The organism is Maribacter confluentis (genome assembly GCF_030505015.1).
GTDB classification, from domain to species: domain Bacteria; phylum Bacteroidota; class Bacteroidia; order Flavobacteriales; family Flavobacteriaceae; genus Maribacter; species Maribacter sedimenticola.
In genome coordinates this window covers 3,605,770-3,625,493 of sequence record NZ_JAUKUC010000001.1, presented here as the reverse complement: position 1 = coordinate 3,625,493, position 19,724 = coordinate 3,605,770, and the positions used below count along the sequence as shown (strand labels likewise).

Genomic DNA, 19,724 nt, shown 5'->3' with positions numbered 1-19,724 from the left:
ATGAACCGCAATCTATATAGGGCATTTTTACTGATCACGTTCTTAACGTTGAATGGCCTTATTTTATACGGTATAAGTTCTATATGGTCCTATTTAAATACCGGTGCAGACCGTAAGACTATGTTACATCTTCCCGCCCAACTGACTTCCAATTATTTGCCCAAGGTTAATTGGTCGCCGCTAAACAATGATGGCAGGCCTATGGAATTACAGACTTTACAAGAATTAGAGCGAGATTATGTAAAGGCTTGGTACGTAAAGAACAATGCGTTAGAAACAAACAATCACTATGGCATAAACGATTATTACACAGATAGCGCAAGAGTAAAACTGTATAAAGTGCTTGACCATAATAAAGCGAATAATATTTCAGTAAAAACTACTACCATAGAACATAACCCCATACTTAATTTTTATAGTGCAGATGGTAAGTTAGCCGTTCTGACCGATAAGAACGTACAAATACAAGAACAGGTTTTTGTTGACAACACATCGTTCTTAAAAAGGAGTTATGAAAGTTCATTCCAAGCTATGTTACTATTGGAAGATGGCTTCTGGCGTGTACGTCACCTAGTAGAAATTGAGAACACACCTGTGTCAGTATCCACAGATCAATCAATTCCACAAGCTGTTCTTTCAGAAATTAGAGATATTAAAGGGCTTAATTATTATCCACGTGAAAACCCATGGAATATGTTTGGGAAACATTTTCAAGATACTATCATTGACAGTGATTTTAGCAAGATCAAATCCTTAGGACTAAATTCCATTAGAATATTCATACCCTATGAAGGATTTGGTAAAGCGACTGTTGAAACTGATAAAATGTCGCAATTACTACGTACCATGGACCTAGCCAGCAAAAATAAACTAAAAGTCACAGTAACCCTGTTCGATTTTTATGGGGATTATTCATTGGCCGATTGGACCTTGACACATAGACATGCAGAAAAAATTATAACGGCATTAAAGGACCATAAGGCCTTGCAGGCTTGGGACATTAAAAATGAACCTGATTTGGATTTTAACTCACGTGGGAAAGAAAATGTACTTTCTTGGTTGGGACAAATGGTAAAGGAAATTCGAAAATGGGATAACAATACTCCCATTACCATTGGTTGGTCCAATCCAGAAGCCGCATTGAACCTTACTACTGAATTAGATTTCATCTCATTTCATTATTATAGAAAACCCAAAGATTTTTTAGCATCCTACAATGCATTACAAGATGCCATTAACAATAAACCAATCGTATTACAGGAATATGGCTATTCATCATACGACGGTATTTGGAACGCTTATATGGGTTCTGAGGAAGATCAGGCCAACTACTATAAGGAAATGCAAACCATGATCACCAATGCTAAATTACCATTCTTATTATGGACACTTTATGATTTTACGGAGGTACCGGATAATGTCGTAGGCAGATTGCCTTGGCGCAAAAGTCAACAACAACATTTTGGGTTGTTGGACAATCAAGGAAACCTAAAGCCCGCCTACCAAGAGATCATTAATTAAAAAAGGTCGGCTAAATTGCCGACCCTTTTCATAACCAAACCAATCCTTATTGAACCAGTTTCTTCTCCATAGCTGGAATATCAATTGTGTACCCGGTATCCTTGGATTTTTGAATTGCCTTAAAATAATCTATATACATTTGGGTAATGGTTGACATAGGCAATGAACAGGCAGCCTTATAGTTTTGTCTGCCCAATTTTATTCTATAGGCATCATCCGTAATGATTTTTTCAATTGCCAATGCCAATGATGAAGTATTATGAGCATCAAAAAACTCTCCTTGATATCCTTCTTCCTCTACCAATGTACTTAAGTCACCAAGGTCAGGCAATGCCACAGCGTTACCATAACTACCCGCTTGGTGCAATACACCGGAGCTACCTGTTGTAGAGGTGTAAGGAAAAACCGTGACCGCACTTTCCGCAAAAAGTTTTGGAACATCCTCTTCGGCCACATAACCGGTAAACCTAATTTTTGGAACATGACTATATTTCTCCTTTATCCCGTCTAAGTATCCAGGAGTGTTTGGGCTATCCGTACCTGCAATGACGATTTCAATATCAGCATTGCTCCTAGATCTTATTTCTTCTACCGCCTCTATTAAAATCTCCACTTTTTTATATGTTCCAAATTTACCAAAAGCCATTACCTGTTTAGGACCGGCAGGAAGTTGATAACTAGGTTCTGGCGGAGTTTCAAAAGCGCCATGCGGAATCAACGCAACATTTTTAACCTTGTATTTCTCTTCTAAAATAGACACATATTTACTAATGGTTACCGCCAATATATCCGAAGCCAAAACAAAACGGGTCAATGAAGTACCAATAAAATTATATATACCCTGTAATACCTTATTCTTGGTAAAACCGGCATTTTCCAAATCTACTTTTTCAAGAATATTATGCAATAGCGATATGGTAGGAATACCTTTAATTTTACAAATAAAAGGCAGCATTAGTCCCATAGCGGCCGGTACTTTTTTATCCCCAAATTTTAAAAACTGAAGATTAAATAAAACAGCATCTGGCTTAGTTTGGGAAATAGCCTTACTAATATTGATTAAGTTTTTGTAGCTATTAAAATTCCAACATTCCTTTACCGTAATCTTACAACCTTGTTCTTCAAAATTTAAATCCTTAGGAGCATTTGTATGGTCGGTGATCAAGATAAGTTCCGTAACTTCTTCTTGAAGCCTAAAATGTTTTACTAAATAATACCCATACTCGGTCAGTGTTACTTTACTAGGAGGGTATGCGGTTACAATGGCTAATTTCATTTGATTAAATTTTAATATGTTTAGTGGTTATAGCGTACGTGGACGTACATCCCTTAAATCATTTTTATTAGAAGATGAAGAATTTTTTATAAGAAAAAATATGACCTGCGCTATTAACAGAATTACCATGGCAATTATCTGAACCTGAACTACAGTTTCTAGACTATCATGATAAAGAGTTACCAAAACTACTTGTGAAAGCCCTAAAATTCCGGAAAGAATAACGGGGGCATATTGGTTTAAGGACAAAAAATAATAGGCAAAGATGTTACTAATGGCAAACAATGAGGTTGCCAAGGCATATTGCCAAAGTAAATGGGCTATACTAATATAGGCGTCACCGAACATTAAGGAAATAATCAGTTCCGGAAACCAATAACATGCAAGAACTATTGTGCTTGACAAAGCGCTAATGAAAAAGACATATTTAAATAATATGGGAGCAGTGGGTTCCCCATACTTTTGTTTTTGGATTACTGTTGGCATTAATAACATGACAAACATCCATGCAACAAAATATACAACACGCCCAATCAAGGCCAAAGAAGAGTAAAGGCCGGCATCCGTATCATTAAAATAATGTTTTACCAGAAGGATATCGCTATTGTTTATGATAATCTGGGTAAGCTCATAACCTGCGGTAAGGCCTATAAATATCCATACCTCTCTCAAGTGCGCACTGCTTAAACGTTCTTTGGCAAATACCTGGATATTTTTAATATCAGAAGGAAATAGACCAAATATAAAAGATAGTGCTATACCCATAGCAATTAACAAACTTGACTCTAGGGGTAAAAGCACCAATAGTAAAAATGTTAATATAAGTCTGCTCCACATTTCGGTTTGATAGGTTGCCGCAAGTTTACCGAAATGATGTTTGCCCTGAAACCTTCCTCTATTCACACTCATAAAAAAATATAAGGGAACGGACAGCGCAAAAATTTTGAACATCCCATGGTTTTCAGTTTGAAAAAGCACTTGCAATTGTTCGGAAATGAAAAATACCACGACTCCAGTGCATACCCCAAACATTAAAGCATATCTATACATTGTACTTTTAAATACAGTCCATGTATTCCCAGAAAAAAGTACGGCAAATTTTGTAGTTGTCAATTGAAATGTCATCCCTACAAAGGATAAAACCAATAATAAGGTAACCAACAATGCCGCATCTGCAAATGCTTCCGGTCCAAGAATACGGCCAAGTAATAAATTATATAGATAGTTACCGCCGTTTACAAGGATGGCACTACCCATAAATAAATGCTTGGAAGAAACTTTGTTCAATGCTACTTTTACGGTGGTCATGAGTTCGATCTTTTTAAATGCCCTATCAAGAGATACTATCTATATACAAAGGCTATTTTAGCAAGTTGACCAACTATTTTTACAGAATCTTTCATGGAAAGTTTAGAGCCGTCTGCATGGATCCAACGTTTTAAAGGCTGCTCACAAATAAGTTTTTTAGCTTCGGTCTTGCCATAATGCTTACGCATTCTTATGAACATTTCAACATCGAATAACCATTTGGTAATAAATGGCTTATTAAAAAGTAAGGGTACTACTGAGCGTTCCATCACTTTTGCCCCACATTGTGTATCATTAAAAGGCATCCGTAATATAGTCCTTATGATGAGGTTAATGGTTTTACTTATGATTTTTCGTGCGGATTCCTTAGTAATATCGGCTCCCATTCTACTCATTCTTGACCCGCTGACAATCTTAAAATCAGATTGGTCCAACGTGCTTACCAAATCATCAAAATCCCTAAAATCCGTAGAGAGGTCCGCATCCAGAAAACCAATATAATCCAGCTGGGTATCTTCAGCCAAATGCAGCATGCCCTGCCTAACGGCCTGTGCCTTACCGCCATTTTTTTCACAGTTATATACACTTATATTATTCTCGCTTCCTTTTTGGAGCTCCTGAAGTACTGACAACGTATTATCCGTGCTACCATCGTTGACAAAGCATAAATGGTATCCTAGATTCTTATGCGCAAAATCCTTGAACTGCATACTAAGAAGTCGCTCTTCTTCATTATAACAAGGTATGACCACACCCACACAGTTTTTTTGCAACATTCTTGACGCATTTGAGGTTTGTGTTGTTACAATTTCAGGAGAACCGATAAGACGTTTTATACGAGCGGCCATTTCATCTAGACTTACCGGTTTTTTCATATAATCATCAATGCCCAAAGTAAAACCATCCATAATTATATGCTCCTCGGTATTACCGGACATTACTAATACAGGAATATTTTTACTACTACTTGTCTTGATATGTTTAACTACATCCAGACCAGACATATCTGGCATATTGATATCAACAAGAACCAAATCAGGCTCAAAAGAATTGAACAAGGCTATGCCCTTCTGGCCAGAATTAGCGGTCATTACTTGATAACCCAACTCTGTCAAACGTTTTTCAACAGATAAAAGAATAAGCTGTTGATCATCTATAGTTAAAATTTTCATTTTTAAAATTTAGGTAAGATTTAACTTACATATAACGTTTTATTCTTATTATATTGTAAGATAATAGTGTTAATTATTTGATGTAATTCAAATATCAATACGATGCATAGCATTGATATAGTTAAAATTCATTGACGTCATTAATGGTTGTTTGACAAAAAAATTTGCGGGTAAAAAGTTGAAAGGATTTAGACATTGGTTCTTATTATCTAACGTTTTTAAAAAGGAAGTAGCTAACCACACTACTCCCTCTTCCACTAAACCTAACCAAAAATTTATAGCATAATTTTTACGAACAATACATTTAAAAATATCTATTTGATTATTTAAATTCTTGTCAATTGAGCCCGTACTCTTATAAAGTTCATTTTTCATTTCTAGTTACCATACGTCCTATTCTTTAACTATTTCCGGTACAAATATCTTTTTTTCAGTAGTTTATAATAGCACCACATAGACCAATAACCTTTAACTGTAGTTGAGCTACAACTATCATACTTCCAAATAATTACATACTCATACTACCTTTATAAAATATATAAAACTAATAAAACGAAAAAATTTACGTTAGGTATTTGTGGTAATAATCTTACATTAAATGATACAGAAAATTATATTCCTTTTTTTGCTTACTACTATGGTTTTAAGCGCGCAATCCAAAATGGATTCAGGTTTTACTCTATTGGAAAAAGGAAATTTTCAAGAAGCTGAAGAGTTCTTTGAAGCGTATCTTAAAACAGACCCTGAAAATAAAACGGCACGACTTTGCTATGGAAGAGCGGTAGGATTGAGTGGTGAACCAGAAAAAGCAACCGCTCTGTTCGCCAATTTATTATTGGACTATCCAGAAGATTTTGAGATTCAAATCAACTATAATGAATCTTTCCTATGGGCCAAAGAATATGAGCGCGCAAAGCCATTATATATAGATTTGGTCAATAAAAATCCCAATCAGTTTGGCGCAGTATTAGGACTTGCCAATACCTTAAGCAATCTTAAAGAGTATAAAAATGCTTTGCTATGGGTAGAAAAAGCATTGTTGATTCAACCCAATAGCTTAAGTGCACAGACTTCCAGAAAATATATAAAATTAGGATATGCCAATCAGTTCATAAATGACCAATTGTATCAAAAAGCAGAAGAGTTATTAAAAGAAATTTTTATTGATTTTCCAGAAGATAAGGATGCCCTATTGAATTTGGCCAACCTTTACCTCATAACAAAACAGGTAGATAAAGCCAAGGCCACCTATAATCAACTAGCCGTAACGCCAAAAGATTCTATAAAATCCCTTAACGGAATAGCCTTGGCAGCGCATATAGATGAGAATGACAAAGAAGCTCTTAAAATTTCATCGTCCGCTATAGCCAAAGTCCTTCATATTAACGATGAGGAATTAAAAGAACGTACGTATGATCGTTATGTACAAGCACTTATATGGAACCGAAAATTTATTAGTGCGAAAAAACAAATTGACAGTTTGGAAAATGCCATGCCAAACCGTAATTATATTTATGCTTTAAAGGCCACACTAGGCCTTTATACCGGCAATTCCAAATCCAGTGTAGAGAATTATAACAAAATATTGACCAACGACAGTACTTCCTTTGATGGAAATTTAGGGAAGGCTAATGCATTATTTGCGGAAGACCGTATACTACCGGCCTATCATATGGCAAACCAAACCCTTACATATTATAAAAACCAAAAGGATGCAAAAGGCTTTATAGAAAAACTAAATTTAATGCACACCCCCACTATAGAAGAACACGCTGCCTATACCTTTGATAATGGCAAAAATGTAGCCTATTTTACCAACACTACAGTTGAGGTCCCTTTTTCTACCAAGTTTAGGACTACCCTGTCCTATTTTTATAGAACAACAGAAAATACGGTAACCAACAATCAAGCTAAATCTCATGTAGTATTGGCAGGTCTACACTATAAATTATTGCCCAAAACCTTATTAAAGTCAATCTTAGGATTCAACAATTCTAGGTTTATGTCCGATTCCTATACCCAACCGGTAATAGATATAAAACTAATGTTAAGGCCATTAAAACTTCAAAACTTAAATTTGGGATATCAACGTGAAGTACAGAACTTTAATGCAGACCTTATTGAACGAGAAATTATTCAGCACCATTATGGGTTAAACTATAATTTGGGCACGAACATTAACTTAGGATGGTATACCCAATTAATGCACACCCAACAAAGTGATACGAACACGCGAAATTTACTCTTCACCTCATTATATTATACTGTACTGCAAAAGCCGGCATTAAAAATGGGAATTAATTATCAATATATCACTTTTAAGGATCAACTACCAACCATCTATTTTAGTCCGGAAAAATATAGGGCTATAGAAATCTTTGGCGATATTAGAGGAACGTTCAGTGATAAGACAACCTATATGGCAAGTGCGGCAACAGGAATACAACGGGTAGAATCTGACCCAAATACTACCATTTTTAGAGCGGAAACCTCCATTCAACATCAATTCTCAAAAAGATTCAGTTTAAATATATATGGTAAGTACAGTAATATTGCATCTGCCACTGCTGCTGGTTTTGAATTTACTGAGATTGGGTTGAAGGCAAAATGGCTCTTTTTAAGCAAACCACTTTTTTTTAAAACCCTTAAACTGCAAGATTGATAGGTAAGTAATCACATTTAAGAAATAAAGGATTTTATCTTATCTATAAATAAAAACGAGCTATAATAATTCATTGTCAGATTACATTAAGTGTTTATTTTAATCTTATTTGGAGAACTTTATCAAATCAGAAATAATATTTTAAAATAATACAAACTTAAGAGATTTAGCTACTTTAACGTAAGTAGTAGTTATCCCCAAAAAAACCGATATAGCGTACCTATAAAAATGAAACTCTAAACGAATATCCATGTGGACAAGAGTTTTTAAAATGTTGGTTAGCCTATATCTTCCCTTGTTTACACTAACAATATTCTTATACTCTTTTTATAAAGATTGTTAAATCAAACAATTAGCAATTTATTCAAAAATAACAGCAACAACTTTCAAGAAAAATAAATTAATGGAAGATAGTTTCAAATTATTATGAAATACCTATTATTGGGCTACATTGAACTATCCCAATGATTTTGACTCTATGTATAAGCATAAAGAACTTATACTACCTTTTATAAACCTTATCAAGAAAAAAACGGATTAAAATCAATTTAGATTCATTGATTTTAACGGACATTAATTTTTAGGGCGGTACGTTATAGCCAGGATTCTTTGATAATAGGACAATTATAGAACAAACAAGTAGGTGTTTATGCGCAATCATTTTTAGCGAATAAGGAAATTAGAATAACAGAAATCAACGTACCTGGGTTAATACATGTGTTGAAACATGAAATTACCGAAACACTTTTGACCAATGGGGATATTGAGGTCAAGCAAAATTTTATAGCTTGGGACCACTAACCTACTCAGAATTTTATTTGCAAAGCATCCTCCACAATTTTATATGAAATGTCCTTAAATATGGGTAGAAAAATGAATCCTCCTACATCATGGTTAAATTCGTCTAGGAAAACAATAATAAAATGCTTTAGGTTTAAAATATTGGTATAGGTTTAAGTTTGGACCAGCATGGTGAAAATATTCTAACCTTTACAAAAGGTTTCATAGAAATAGGTCCGATAAGGGAATTATTGATAAAATCTCAATTAGAGGCACTCAACGCCGCTATGTAAATTGTAAGTGAAGTAGGAAAAGGCACTAAATTTAACTAATTTTTTAAGCAAGCATATGAAGTCCAATATTTTACTTGTTTATGATGATGAACTCTATCTGTTTGTGACAGAAAGAACAATTTAACAAATATCAAATTCTTTGAAGTAACTAGTTTTATTGATGGAGAGCGTGCTAATGAATACATTACACAATGCACCAATGAAAAGACTCCTTTACCAGAAGTTATTTTATTGAGATATTAGTATGCCTTTCTTAGATGGATGGGGTTTTTTGGCGGAATTTAATAAACTAAAACTACTAATTACCAATAAGGTCAATATTTACATGGTAAGTTCTTCCATGCTTGAAAGTGATAAAAAACGGACCGATAATTTAGAGTAACTTACCGGTTATGTTATAAAACCGGTAGATCAAAGTCAATTAATAGAAATATTCAAAACTATAATTCAAGAAAATTGGTAGACCTGCATGGGATACCCATAGGCATATTATAAAAGGTTTAACCTTCTCATTAATTCCGGTCTATTGGACCTACTAATGGGAACCACGTTTTTTGCGATCAAAACACTGTTATCCTCAATATCAATAATCTTTGTAAAATTAATGATATAAGATCGATGAATCTGTAAGAACAATTTTTCAGGAAGCTTCTCCTTAATTTTCTTTAAAGTAGTATGCACCCTGTACTCTTCTTTTTCGGTCTTAACATCAATATAATCACCTTTGGCCTCAATAACCAATATTTCATTGAGCTTAAGTTTTATTAACCGCCTATCAATATTAATATAAAGATCCTCTCCCTCATTGGCATTGGTTTTTGTTGTTTGCTGGGATTTAGAAGTTTGATAACCAATACTTTCTATTTTACTAATGCATTTATCAAAGCGTTCTTGGGTAATGGGTTTAACCAAATAATCAACGATGCATTCATATTCATAAGCCTCAATAGCAAAATTGGTATCTGAAGTCGTAAGTACGATATGTGGGGGGTTTTTTAAAGTCTGTACAAAATCAACACCGCTAAAGCCAGGCATATGTATATCTAAAAAGACGATGTCAATATGTTGTTGGTTTAAAAATTTAATTGCCGAAATAGCATTATCAAACTCCTCGATTACATCCAAATCAGGGATTTTAGAGCATAATTTTTTTACAATGGCCCTAGCCGTTGCTTCATCGTCAATTATTATACAATTCATTTAAATCGTTTTTATATATGATTCTATAGTGTCTAAAACTGTCATGAACTTTGGTTCACTATTTGTCTTTCCCATAAGTAGCTCCTTCTCATAATCCACTGCTAGCTGATAGGACTTTTCCATTCCTAAAATATTGAATTTATGCTTAAGCTTATGTACCATTTCCGCGGTTTCCTTTAGTTTATTTTGCGCAATATGGTCTAAATATTCTTTCTTTTCTATGGGAAACTCATCCTTGATTATTTCAATAAACTGATTTCTAAAGGCGATATCATCGCCAGCCAGTTCATCCACATACTTTAAATTTGGCCGTTCTATCATGAATTCTTCTTTAAAGTGATATAAAAAGTAGTTCCTTCATTTTCTGTAGAGGTCAACCAAACTTCTCCTTCATAAAGAACTACAATTTTCTTAACAATAGCAAGTCCAATTCCTGTAGCATTGTTATCGGTTTCCAATTTTTTGAACATTTGAAAAAGCCCATCTTGGTGCTTTTTGGCGATACCTTTTCCATTGTCAGTTACACTGAATTTCCAGTAAACCTCATCATGTTCATAACCAATGGAAATAATTCCTTTTTCAACATGTTCCGTTGCAGTGACGGCATTGGTGAATAAATTCATGAATAATTGTTCAAGTCTATCTCGCTCAAAATACATATTTGGTAAGTTATCAGCGTATTCAAAAACAATATGTTCAGGAACAAAAATGGTGTTTTCTATTTCCTTTAAAGTTTCGGTAAGATCAAAAGAGACCTTTAATTCTTCTGTTTGTCCTAGGGTAGCATGGTTAAGTATACCGGTAATCAACTTATCCATTTTTTCAAGATTTTGTGAGATCAATGTACAGTTCTCCTTACTGTTCGTAGAAAATTTCTCTTTTTCATCCTCCATTATCCAATTCATTAAAGCATTGATATTACGTATGGGGGATTTTAAATCATGTGAGACCATTTGGGCATAATTGTTCAAAGACTGGTTCTGTACTTCTAGACTAACGAGCAATTTATCTTTTTCTGCAGTCATATCAGAAACCTTGGATGCCAGGTTACTTATGTTTTCGGCGAGGTACGCTGCATTGAACTCGTTTAATTTTTCATGATCGAACAACTGTTCTTCATTTAAATTTTCCGTAAGACTATGGATGGCCTCCATTAAGGAATTTAGAATATTCTTTTGTTGATCCGCTTCTTCCTTTAATCTTTGGTTTGCCTCGTACAATTCCTTGGAACTAATTGTAGAAGCCCTATGCATCATAGACAGTTTTTCATCATAATTTTCATATGATTTATCTACTGCATCAAGAAAATTGGCAATTTCCTTATTATTTTGCAATTCATCAGAGAGATGTTTCTTTAATTGTCTTTTTATTAATGAATGCATTATTCGCTGAATAAGGTTAAGGTCATAGTCTGGTTATGGAGTTTACATTGATCCTGACCTTGAAATGGCGCCATTTCACCATAAGAGTAAAAACCGGTAATAAAAGTATTTTCCCCAATAACAGACTTTACTTCTTCTATTTCCTCTTCTGTTCTTTGGTCCATAACCAATTTACGTCCTATACAACTGATCAACAGGGCAATCTCTGGATTATTATTTCTTCCTTTCATGGCAAGTTCCGCAGCGCTATATGCCCCACTTGCAATATCATCTACAGAGGACATCATTAACTGCACCTTAGATCCAATAGGTACATCACCGGCAAGTATCATAGCATTTTTCTTATTATCAATATTTAAGATGGTACGCACCAAAGGTTCAGATTCCTCACTGGTACGAACACTAAGCGGATACAATAAAGCGGATTTTGGCAACTCCTTGGCTTTCTCGCCCAAATAATTCTTGTAGAGGTCCAAAGCAGGTTTACCATCAAGTTCATACAGTATATTGCCTTGAGCTTTCGTAATAATTCTCTCGGGACCAAAAGGTGTCCATCCACCAAAATTGGCACTGGTTATTTCCAAAGAGCTTCCATAAAAACCTATGGCCACAATTTCACCCTCTTTGGGATTTTCGTTATAAGAGACCAAAGTCCTTTCAAAACGATCGTCATCTCCACATAAACCACCGGACAAACTTATCATACTATGCTTATGTTTTTCCAAACCGTTAATAAGCGCACTCCCATTGACCGTACTACCTTCTGAGATTATAAACAAATGCTTTAAATCCTCTTTAGGAAACTGCCCCATTAAATGTTGTCCCAACTTTTCATCATTGTTGTTATGTTCACCTACATTGCTTCTGTGAACCAGAATAGAGCTTTTCTCGAATTCTATTGCCGTTAGGACAATGGTACCATCTAAAACGGTATCATCTATAATCTCTCCTGACGTAGAACCAAAAACCACATGCGCATCTGTAAAAAGAGCCTTGACCTCTTCATAAATAGAATCGGCCTCTAACATATACCTATTGCCAAAAACCAAAACAAGGGGATTTTTTAAATGTTTTCCACTGGAACATCCTTTAAAAACAAAGGGTGCGTTGGGCTTTTTAATTGCTTGAATGATTTTCATGGAAGTTCTTCTAACGTTTCATTCTTTTTTATGGTGAAATGAAATTGGGTTCCTTGGCCAACCGTACTATCGATCCATACTTTACCATGGTAACGGTCCACAATTTTTTTAACTATGGAAAGTCCTATTCCTGTTGAACGTTCGTTATGGCCTATAGATTGAAATATGTCAAAAATCTTTTTATGGTATTCTTTGGGTATACCCACACCATTATCACTTACGGTAAAATGCCAAAAATCACTTTCTTCCTTACAAAATACTTCTACCATACCATGCTCTCTCTCAATATGGACAACGGCATTACCTATAATATTCTGAAAGACCTGATGCATTTTGGTTTTATCAGCCATTATGACCGGTAATTTTACCGGCACACGTAACTGTACATGTTCCGGTATATATATAATCTCCGCAATATCCGTAATTACATCGTTCAAGTCTACATTAGAATTATCAAGTTCAGAACTATTTGCTGTTGAATATTCCAAAATGCCATGAATCAATTTATCCATTGAACCAACTTTTTCCTGCATTAGTTCAAGGTTCTGCTTACCCCCGTCATCAAGTACATCTTTATAATCCTCGTATAGCCATGTTGCCAATGCACTAATACTGCGCAATGGCGACTTAAGATCATGTGAAACGATATGCGCATATTCCTGTAGCCCTTGGTTACTATTCTCCAATTCATTTAACAACTTTTCCTTTTGCAGTTCCAAATGTTTTTGGTCCGTAATATCCAAGTGAATACCAATAGAACCTATCACCTTACCCGTATCGCTAAATCTGGGAGCACCACTGATAAGCCAATGCTTTACGGAATTGTTTTTATGGATCACCTCAACCTCGTAAGAATCTACTTTACCTTTTAGCCTACTGGCATTTTTCTGGGATATTATTTGCTCTTCCTTAAACTGAATTACGCGCGATGCCACTTTATCAATAAGTTCATCTTCACTATACCCGCTCATTTTACAGAAACTCTGGTTAACCATTTGGATAACATCATCATTGTCTACCTCTACCAAACCTAAGTTCATATTCGCAATAATACTGCTATATTTTTCTCGTTGAACTTCTAGGTTCTTTCTATAGTTCTTGCTGATGGTTACATCATTATAGGCCCATAGATGTCCTTTATATGCGCCATCATTATTAATAGGAATAAAATCCCGTTCTAAAATTCGGCCATCGATCATTTCAAGTTCATCAGCCAATGTGGTTTCCTTTTTTGCTAAAATATCTGCAATGCGCTGTATAAATTGATCAGGTTTTCTAAATTGATGCTTATTAAGTTCTTCATAAGAATCGCAATCCTTCCCTATTAGCTCTGCAGGTTTGTCCTTAATATTGAAAATATTACAGAACTTTTGGTTCGTCAAGGCAATCTTACCATCTTCATCTTCCAAAAGAACACCTGTTTGTAAATTGGAAATTAAGGCAGATAATCTACTTTCAGATGCTTTAAGTTTTCTTTCCGCTTCCAGTTCCTTAGAAATATCCTCAATGATCGCAACCTGATAATCTGACTTTACTTCATTTTCAGAGATGGAAGTCATGGTGGTCTTGGCCGTAAATTTTGATCCGTTCTTCCTAATAAATTTTACTATTGAAGTAACCTTATTCAACCCCTCATTAATGTTACCATCTCTCTCTGTTTCATTATCCGGTTCGGAAATGGTGTTTAGGGTAACCTTTTTTAATTCCTTTTCTTGGTAACCCAACATTTCCACAAAAGTGTTGTTTGCCTTTACTATTTGACCATCTTTGGCCAATATGATACCTAAGGGGGAATTTTCCACAATAATATCTAACTGCTTTTTTTGCTCCGAAAGCAATTTTTTAACTTCCATTTCTTGGGTAATATCCCTTAAAATACCTTGTGCGGCAATTGGTTTACGATTCTTATTGTAAATTAAACTACCATTGATCTGTACCCACTTTACGGTAGCCTCGTCCAATATAATTTTGGCACGATAATTTGTTAAGGTACCCACTTCCATTAAGGAACGCATGGACTCTATGGTATAGTCCATAAACTCTGGATGAATAAATTTAGAAAGGTGGACTTTATTGATATTGTGGTCAAATCCTAAAAATTCCTTAGCGGACCTATTCATGTTTATCACATTAAAACTAAGGTCCATAACTACGTAAGGATCTATGATGTTGATAAACACACCGTCTAGCTCTGACGTTTTTTCACTAAGTAGATTTTCAAGTTTGGCATTACTTTCCCGCAAATGACGGGTTACATCATACAATTCCTTAGACTTATCCTCTAAAATTTTTTCCGCCTGTTTTCTGGCTTTTTTTTGTCGCTCAAGGGCTTTTTTCAGAAGAGAAACCTCATTATTGTCCATTTTGCACGATATCAAATTTTACTTCCGTACCATCATCCTTCAATAGTTCATACGTGATACTGGCTTTACCATTAAAGTGCTCAAAAGATTTCTCGATCAAACCTTCTGCCAACCTGTACAAACCTCTGGTAGAGGTATAAATCATAGATAGGGAATTGTCCGTTTTCTCAAGAATTTTGAAAGAAGGCAATTCCGCTTCGGGGTATAATTTTTTAACGTGAACGTGAATATGGTCCTCTATGGAATATAATAGGGCAATTGGGGACCTATAACTTTGTATGACCTCTGGGTGGGCCTTGCTTAGACTTGTAAACAAATAAAGTCCAAATGCATAGATCAAATCACCGGCAGGTAAATTTACTTCTTCACTTAAATGTGTAATCAAAGCAACCATCTCATTAAATTCATAGGTAGCTACCGAAGTATATATGCCTTCTGATGGCAAATCTGATTTTTCTATAATCCTGTCCACGGTTTCAAGACCAAATTGGGTCTCTACCATTTCCAGAAATTCTGTAAATACAATTCCTTTCATTTAAAAATATAAACTATTACTACGGCATCAAACGTAGGAAAAATAATACATATAAGTAAAGAAATGTTGTGAAAACTACTTTTTTGTTAGCCTTTAACCAATTGGTTAACACTCCAATACTCTAAAACTGCATTTAATTTAAATTGGTAATCCTCGTATTTTAAGGGCTTTATGACGTAACCTGCAATACCGGCTTGGTAACATTTCAGTAAATCTGCCCTATTTTCTGATGTAGTTAAAATGATTGTAGGTAAATAACATAATATCTCATCATTCTTTAAGATATTAAGAAACTCTATGCCGTTCATTCTTGGCATGTTCAGATCCAAAAGTATAATGTCCGGTAATTTTTTACCAGACTTCAAATATTCCAAGGCTTCCTCACCATTTTTGGCTTCAATTATCGAATGCTTTAAATTTAGTTTAGAAACGGTACGTTTCAACTTCATCACTTCGATTAAATCATCTTCTATTAACAAGATATCCATAGTCTATAATATTTGATGATTCAAAATTCTACTAATTGATTCTCTTTTTAGGCCCACTGTAGGTGAATGTTCATTTACTGTCGGTGAACGGTATTTACATATCGATAAGTATATTGCCTTTTAATGGTTAAAACCTTCTATCCGGTGAAAATGCTTCAATAGCCATACTGGTTTTTCGCTCTTCTATTATTTCAGAAACGAGTTTACCCGTGGCCGGACCCAAACTCCACCCCATCATAGCATGACCAGTGGCAATAGTGAGGTTTTTAATATGTCTTGTCTTTCCAATATACGGCAAACCGTCAGGAGATACGGGTCGCAGACCGGTTTTGACCTTGCTTAGCTCTTCTTCATTGATCCTAAGGTCTGGATAATAAGATTCTGCACCATTTACCAAGGCCGTTACCCGCTCCTTTCTAACCATAGTATTATTCCCCGAAAATTCCATGGTTCCCGCAAACCGCGTAAACCCGTTCATTGGGGTAACCGCCATTTTTGGTTCCATTAATATGGCAGGTATGGTAATACCGGTTTTGCGCTCTACATTAATACTATATCCTTTGCCACCTTGTATGGGCAATTTAAGATTTAATTTTTTGGATAGCGCTCCGCTCCATGCACCGGCAGCCAAAATGACCTCATCTGCTACATAAGTGTTTTTTTGGGTCTTAACAGTTTGTATCTGGCCGTTGTTCATTGCTAGATCCATCACTTCTTCCCCCATACAAATTGTTACTCCTTTGTCTTTTAAAAATTGTAATAACTTGGGCATTATTTCATTTGGGGTCGTATGTCCATCACATTCATAGTGTATGGCCCCTTCTGCATTCAAACGGACATTGGGTTGTAATTTGCCCAGTTGTGTTCTGTCCAAATAAGAAACTTCTAGGCCCAATGCACTGGCTTTCTCTGCCACCTTCTTTTCATGTAGAAAACTTTTTTGGGTCTGATACATCATCAAAAGCCCTTTCCGCTCCAATTGAAATTCTCCCAAATCACCTGATTCCCTTATATCTGCAAAAAGGTCCCTACTCATAAGATTGATTTCCTTTATAAGCGGAATGGCCTTTTCAACATTTTTCTTTGTGGATGAACGATGAAAAAACCAGGACCATTTTAAAAAATCAGTTTCCAGGCGAGGTTTCATATAAAAAGGACTGGCCGAATTGAACATCATTTTAATGCCTTGGGCTATCATTCCAGGCGCGGCCAGAGGAATAATATGGCTTGGGGTTATATATCCTGCATTTACAAATGAAGCACCCTCGTTGCCGTTACCTTTTTCAATAATAGTGACATTATGCCCTTCTTTGCTCAAATAATACGCAGAACATAAACCTATAATACCACCACCAATTATCAGTATATTTTTAACCATGGATAATTTACTTGATCATATCGCGCTGGCGCAGTAAAGCTTCCAAAAAATAATAATCCGCATAGTTCAACGGAACATCTATTTCAGAATTTTGAGGCTTATGCCCAGTAGAGTGTTTTAAAATAAAGCCTTCATTTGTTCCAATTTCCGCAAAATAGGGTTCCTTACTTAAGGATTCAAGAATGGAATTGCCCCTGTCTACATACGTGTTTTTTAAATCGTCTTCAACATAGGTACTAAGTTCAAAAAGTGCCGATGCGGTTATAGCAGCGGCAGAGGCATCTCGTGGAGTATCTTTAGTAACAGGGGCATCATAATCCCAATACGGAATTTTATCTTCGGGCAAATTGGAGTGGTTCATTATGAACGATGCTATATTTTTTGATTGGTCCAGGTATTTTTCATCTTTTGTTTCCCTATACATTACAATATACCCATACAGTCCCCATGCTTGCCCCCTAGCCCAAGCAGATTCATCTTTATAGCCCTGTGCTGTATTGCGTTTTAGAACTTTTCCGGTTTCCGTATCATAGTCCAAAACATGGTATGAACTATAATCGGCCCTAAAATGTTTTGCCATGGTAGTATCTGCATGCATGATGGCTACATTATAGAATGTAGAATCACCGGATATTTTTGTCGCTTCAAATAGCATTTCCAAATTCATCATATTATCTATAATCACCGGACATTGCCACCGATCATTTGAATTCCATGATTGTATGACCCCAGCTTTTGGCTTAAAACGGGAAACCAAGGACTTGGCCGCTTGTACCATTACTTTTTCATAAGCCTCCTTATCCATATATTTCAAAGCATTGCCATAACTATCACCAATCATAAAGCCCAAATCATGGGTACCTTCATAATATTGAATGGTATCCATGATTTGGGTGTAAGCTACTGCACGGTTTTTCCATGTAATATCATTTGTGAGTCCATATAGGTTCCACATAGACCCGGGATGAAATCCGCTTGTCCAATCATATACACCAACGGTATGCAATTTACCGTTCACAATTGTTCTGGGCATTGGTCGATCACTATCCATATAGGAAATAGCATTATGATACAAATGTTCATATTGTGCAGCAGCTTTTTCAATGACGGTCATTGATTGTTCTTCTGTTACCACTTTCTCCTTACAACCTATAAATACTATTGCCGTTAGGATTACTAAAAGGTTTATTTTTTTCATTGATCGATTGTTTATGTTTATATGACTTGAAATCCGTATGCATATGGATCATCATCATTTATGGTGATCGTGTTATGACCATATATCTTGGCCCATCCTTTTATACTGGGAACAATAGCCGGTTTACCGGCAAGTACGGTCTCTTCCTCTATATTACCAATAAATTGTGAACCTATATAGCTTTCATGTACAAAATCCTCATGAATTTTTAGTTTGCCCTTTGCATGCCATTGGGCCATTCGCGCAGAGGTCCCAGTACCACATGGTGAACGGTCTATTGCTTTATCTCCATAAAAGACGGCATTTCTTGCGGTTGCAGTATCCGCAATGGTGTTCCCTGTCCATAAAATATGACTTACACCATTAATGGTCACATCCTCAGGGTGAACAAATGCATTGGCATATTTATGGTTTATTTTTTCTCTAATTTCCTGGCTGAATTGAATTAATTTACTGGCAGAAAAATCATGAATACCGGTAAAATTCTTCTGGGGGTCTATTATAGCGTAAAAATTACCTCCGTACGAAACATCAAATTGCAGTTCTCCAAGATCGGAACAATCAATGGTTAAGTCTGTTTCCGCCAAATAAGATTTTACGTTGGTAAGTTTTACCCAATCTACCTTATTGCCGGTTTGCCCATACTTTACCAGTACCAAGCCAGCTGGGGTTTCCATACGTACCTCACCTTTTATTTTGGGTTTGATCAGTCCTTCCTCAATACCAATGGTAATAGCTCCTATAGTTCCATGACCGCACATTGGAAGGCAACCACTGGTTTCAATGAACAATATTCCAAAATCGTTCATAGGGTCATGGGGCGGATAAAAAATACTGCCACTCATCATATCATGTCCCCTGGGCTCAAACATGAGTCCCTTTCTTATCCAATCAAATTCGGTCAAAAAATGTTGCCGCTTTTCGCTCATGGTAGCTCCAATTAATTCTGGTCCACCATGCTTAATTACCCGTACAGGGTTACCACAGGTATGTGCATCTATACAAACAAAAGTACTGCTTGCCATAATG

17 protein-coding genes are annotated in these 19,724 nt (G+C 35.7%); 3 read left to right on the top strand and 14 right to left on the bottom strand.

The window, feature by feature from the left end; genetic code table 11:
- A complete protein-coding gene (locus tag Q2T41_RS15920; RefSeq protein ID WP_367186888.1) occupies window positions 1–1,521 on the top strand; it encodes a glycoside hydrolase 5 family protein in 1,521 nt (506 codons plus the stop codon).
- Window positions 1,522–1,567: 46 nt separating this feature from the next.
- On the opposite strand, the gene Q2T41_RS15915 is transcribed toward Q2T41_RS15920, so the two are convergent.
- From Q2T41_RS15915 to Q2T41_RS15900, 4 genes are all read right to left on the bottom strand, one after another.
- Window positions 1,568–2,797, bottom strand: coding sequence for a glycosyltransferase (locus tag Q2T41_RS15915; RefSeq protein ID WP_304436889.1), 1,230 nt, complete (start codon window positions 2,795–2,797; stop codon window positions 1,568–1,570).
- Between the two features lie 27 nt (window positions 2,798–2,824).
- On the bottom strand, window positions 2,825–4,105 hold the full coding sequence (locus Q2T41_RS15910; RefSeq protein ID WP_304436888.1) for an MATE family efflux transporter: 1,281 nt from the start codon (window positions 4,103–4,105) through the stop codon (window positions 2,825–2,827).
- A 35-nt stretch (window positions 4,106–4,140) separates the two neighbouring features.
- A complete protein-coding gene (locus Q2T41_RS15905) occupies window positions 4,141–5,277 on the bottom strand; it encodes a response regulator (protein ID WP_304436887.1) in 1,137 nt (378 codons plus the stop codon).
- 87 nt (window positions 5,278–5,364) lie between these two features.
- Window positions 5,365–5,652, bottom strand: coding sequence for a hypothetical protein (locus Q2T41_RS15900; RefSeq protein WP_304436886.1), 288 nt, complete (start codon window positions 5,650–5,652; stop codon window positions 5,365–5,367).
- Window positions 5,653–5,875: 223 nt separating this feature from the next.
- Between Q2T41_RS15900 and Q2T41_RS15895 the strand changes: the two genes are divergently transcribed.
- Complete coding sequence (locus tag Q2T41_RS15895; RefSeq protein ID WP_304436885.1) at window positions 5,876–7,939, top strand: tetratricopeptide repeat protein; 2,064 nt, start codon at window positions 5,876–5,878, stop codon at window positions 7,937–7,939.
- Between the two features lie 1,317 nt (window positions 7,940–9,256).
- The gene (locus tag Q2T41_RS15890; RefSeq protein ID WP_304436884.1) at window positions 9,257–9,394 is read left to right on the top strand and encodes a hypothetical protein; all 138 of its coding nucleotides are present in this window, start codon (window positions 9,257–9,259) and stop codon (window positions 9,392–9,394) included.
- A 107-nt stretch (window positions 9,395–9,501) separates the two neighbouring features.
- On the opposite strand, the gene Q2T41_RS15885 is transcribed toward Q2T41_RS15890, so the two are convergent.
- The 10 genes from Q2T41_RS15885 to Q2T41_RS15840 all read right to left on the bottom strand — a co-directional run bounded on the left by Q2T41_RS15885 (window position 9,502) and on the right by Q2T41_RS15840 (window position 19,720).
- Window positions 9,502–10,212 (bottom strand): LytR/AlgR family response regulator transcription factor, encoded by a 711-nt coding sequence (locus Q2T41_RS15885; protein ID WP_304436883.1) that lies wholly within the window; start codon window positions 10,210–10,212, stop codon window positions 9,502–9,504.
- Window positions 10,213–10,533 carry an Hpt domain-containing protein gene (locus Q2T41_RS15880; protein WP_304436882.1) on the bottom strand — a complete coding sequence of 107 codons (321 nt, stop codon included), beginning with the start codon at window positions 10,531–10,533 and terminating at the stop codon, window positions 10,213–10,215. It lies immediately after the preceding gene.
- Window positions 10,530–11,594, bottom strand: coding sequence for a sensor histidine kinase (locus tag Q2T41_RS15875; RefSeq protein WP_304436881.1), 1,065 nt, complete (start codon window positions 11,592–11,594; stop codon window positions 10,530–10,532). The genes Q2T41_RS15880 and Q2T41_RS15875 overlap by 4 nt, the downstream gene beginning before the upstream one ends.
- Complete coding sequence (locus tag Q2T41_RS15870; protein ID WP_304436880.1) at window positions 11,594–12,733, bottom strand: FIST signal transduction protein; 1,140 nt, start codon at window positions 12,731–12,733, stop codon at window positions 11,594–11,596. Before Q2T41_RS15870 ends, Q2T41_RS15875 begins: the two co-directional genes overlap by 1 nt.
- Complete coding sequence (locus tag Q2T41_RS15865) at window positions 12,730–15,096, bottom strand: PAS domain-containing sensor histidine kinase (RefSeq protein ID WP_304436879.1); 2,367 nt, start codon at window positions 15,094–15,096, stop codon at window positions 12,730–12,732. Before Q2T41_RS15865 ends, Q2T41_RS15870 begins: the two co-directional genes overlap by 4 nt.
- Window positions 15,086–15,631, bottom strand: a complete 546-nt coding sequence (locus Q2T41_RS15860) for a heme NO-binding domain-containing protein (RefSeq protein ID WP_304436878.1) — start codon at window positions 15,629–15,631, stop codon at window positions 15,086–15,088. The genes Q2T41_RS15865 and Q2T41_RS15860 overlap by 11 nt, the downstream gene beginning before the upstream one ends.
- An 86-nt stretch (window positions 15,632–15,717) precedes the next feature.
- Window positions 15,718–16,119 carry a response regulator gene (locus tag Q2T41_RS15855; RefSeq protein WP_089262008.1) on the bottom strand — a complete coding sequence of 134 codons (402 nt, stop codon included), beginning with the start codon at window positions 16,117–16,119 and terminating at the stop codon, window positions 15,718–15,720.
- A 127-nt stretch (window positions 16,120–16,246) separates the two neighbouring features.
- A complete protein-coding gene (locus Q2T41_RS15850; protein ID WP_304436877.1) occupies window positions 16,247–17,497 on the bottom strand; it encodes an NAD(P)/FAD-dependent oxidoreductase in 1,251 nt (416 codons plus the stop codon).
- 7 nt (window positions 17,498–17,504) lie between these two features.
- A complete protein-coding gene (locus Q2T41_RS15845; protein WP_304436876.1) occupies window positions 17,505–18,695 on the bottom strand; it encodes a glycoside hydrolase family 88 protein in 1,191 nt (396 codons plus the stop codon).
- Window positions 18,696–18,712: 17 nt separating this feature from the next.
- Entirely contained in the window at window positions 18,713–19,720 is a 1,008-nt protein-coding gene (locus Q2T41_RS15840) for a 4-hydroxyproline epimerase (RefSeq protein WP_304436875.1), read from the bottom strand.
- Window positions 19,721–19,724: the final 4 nt, after the last annotated feature.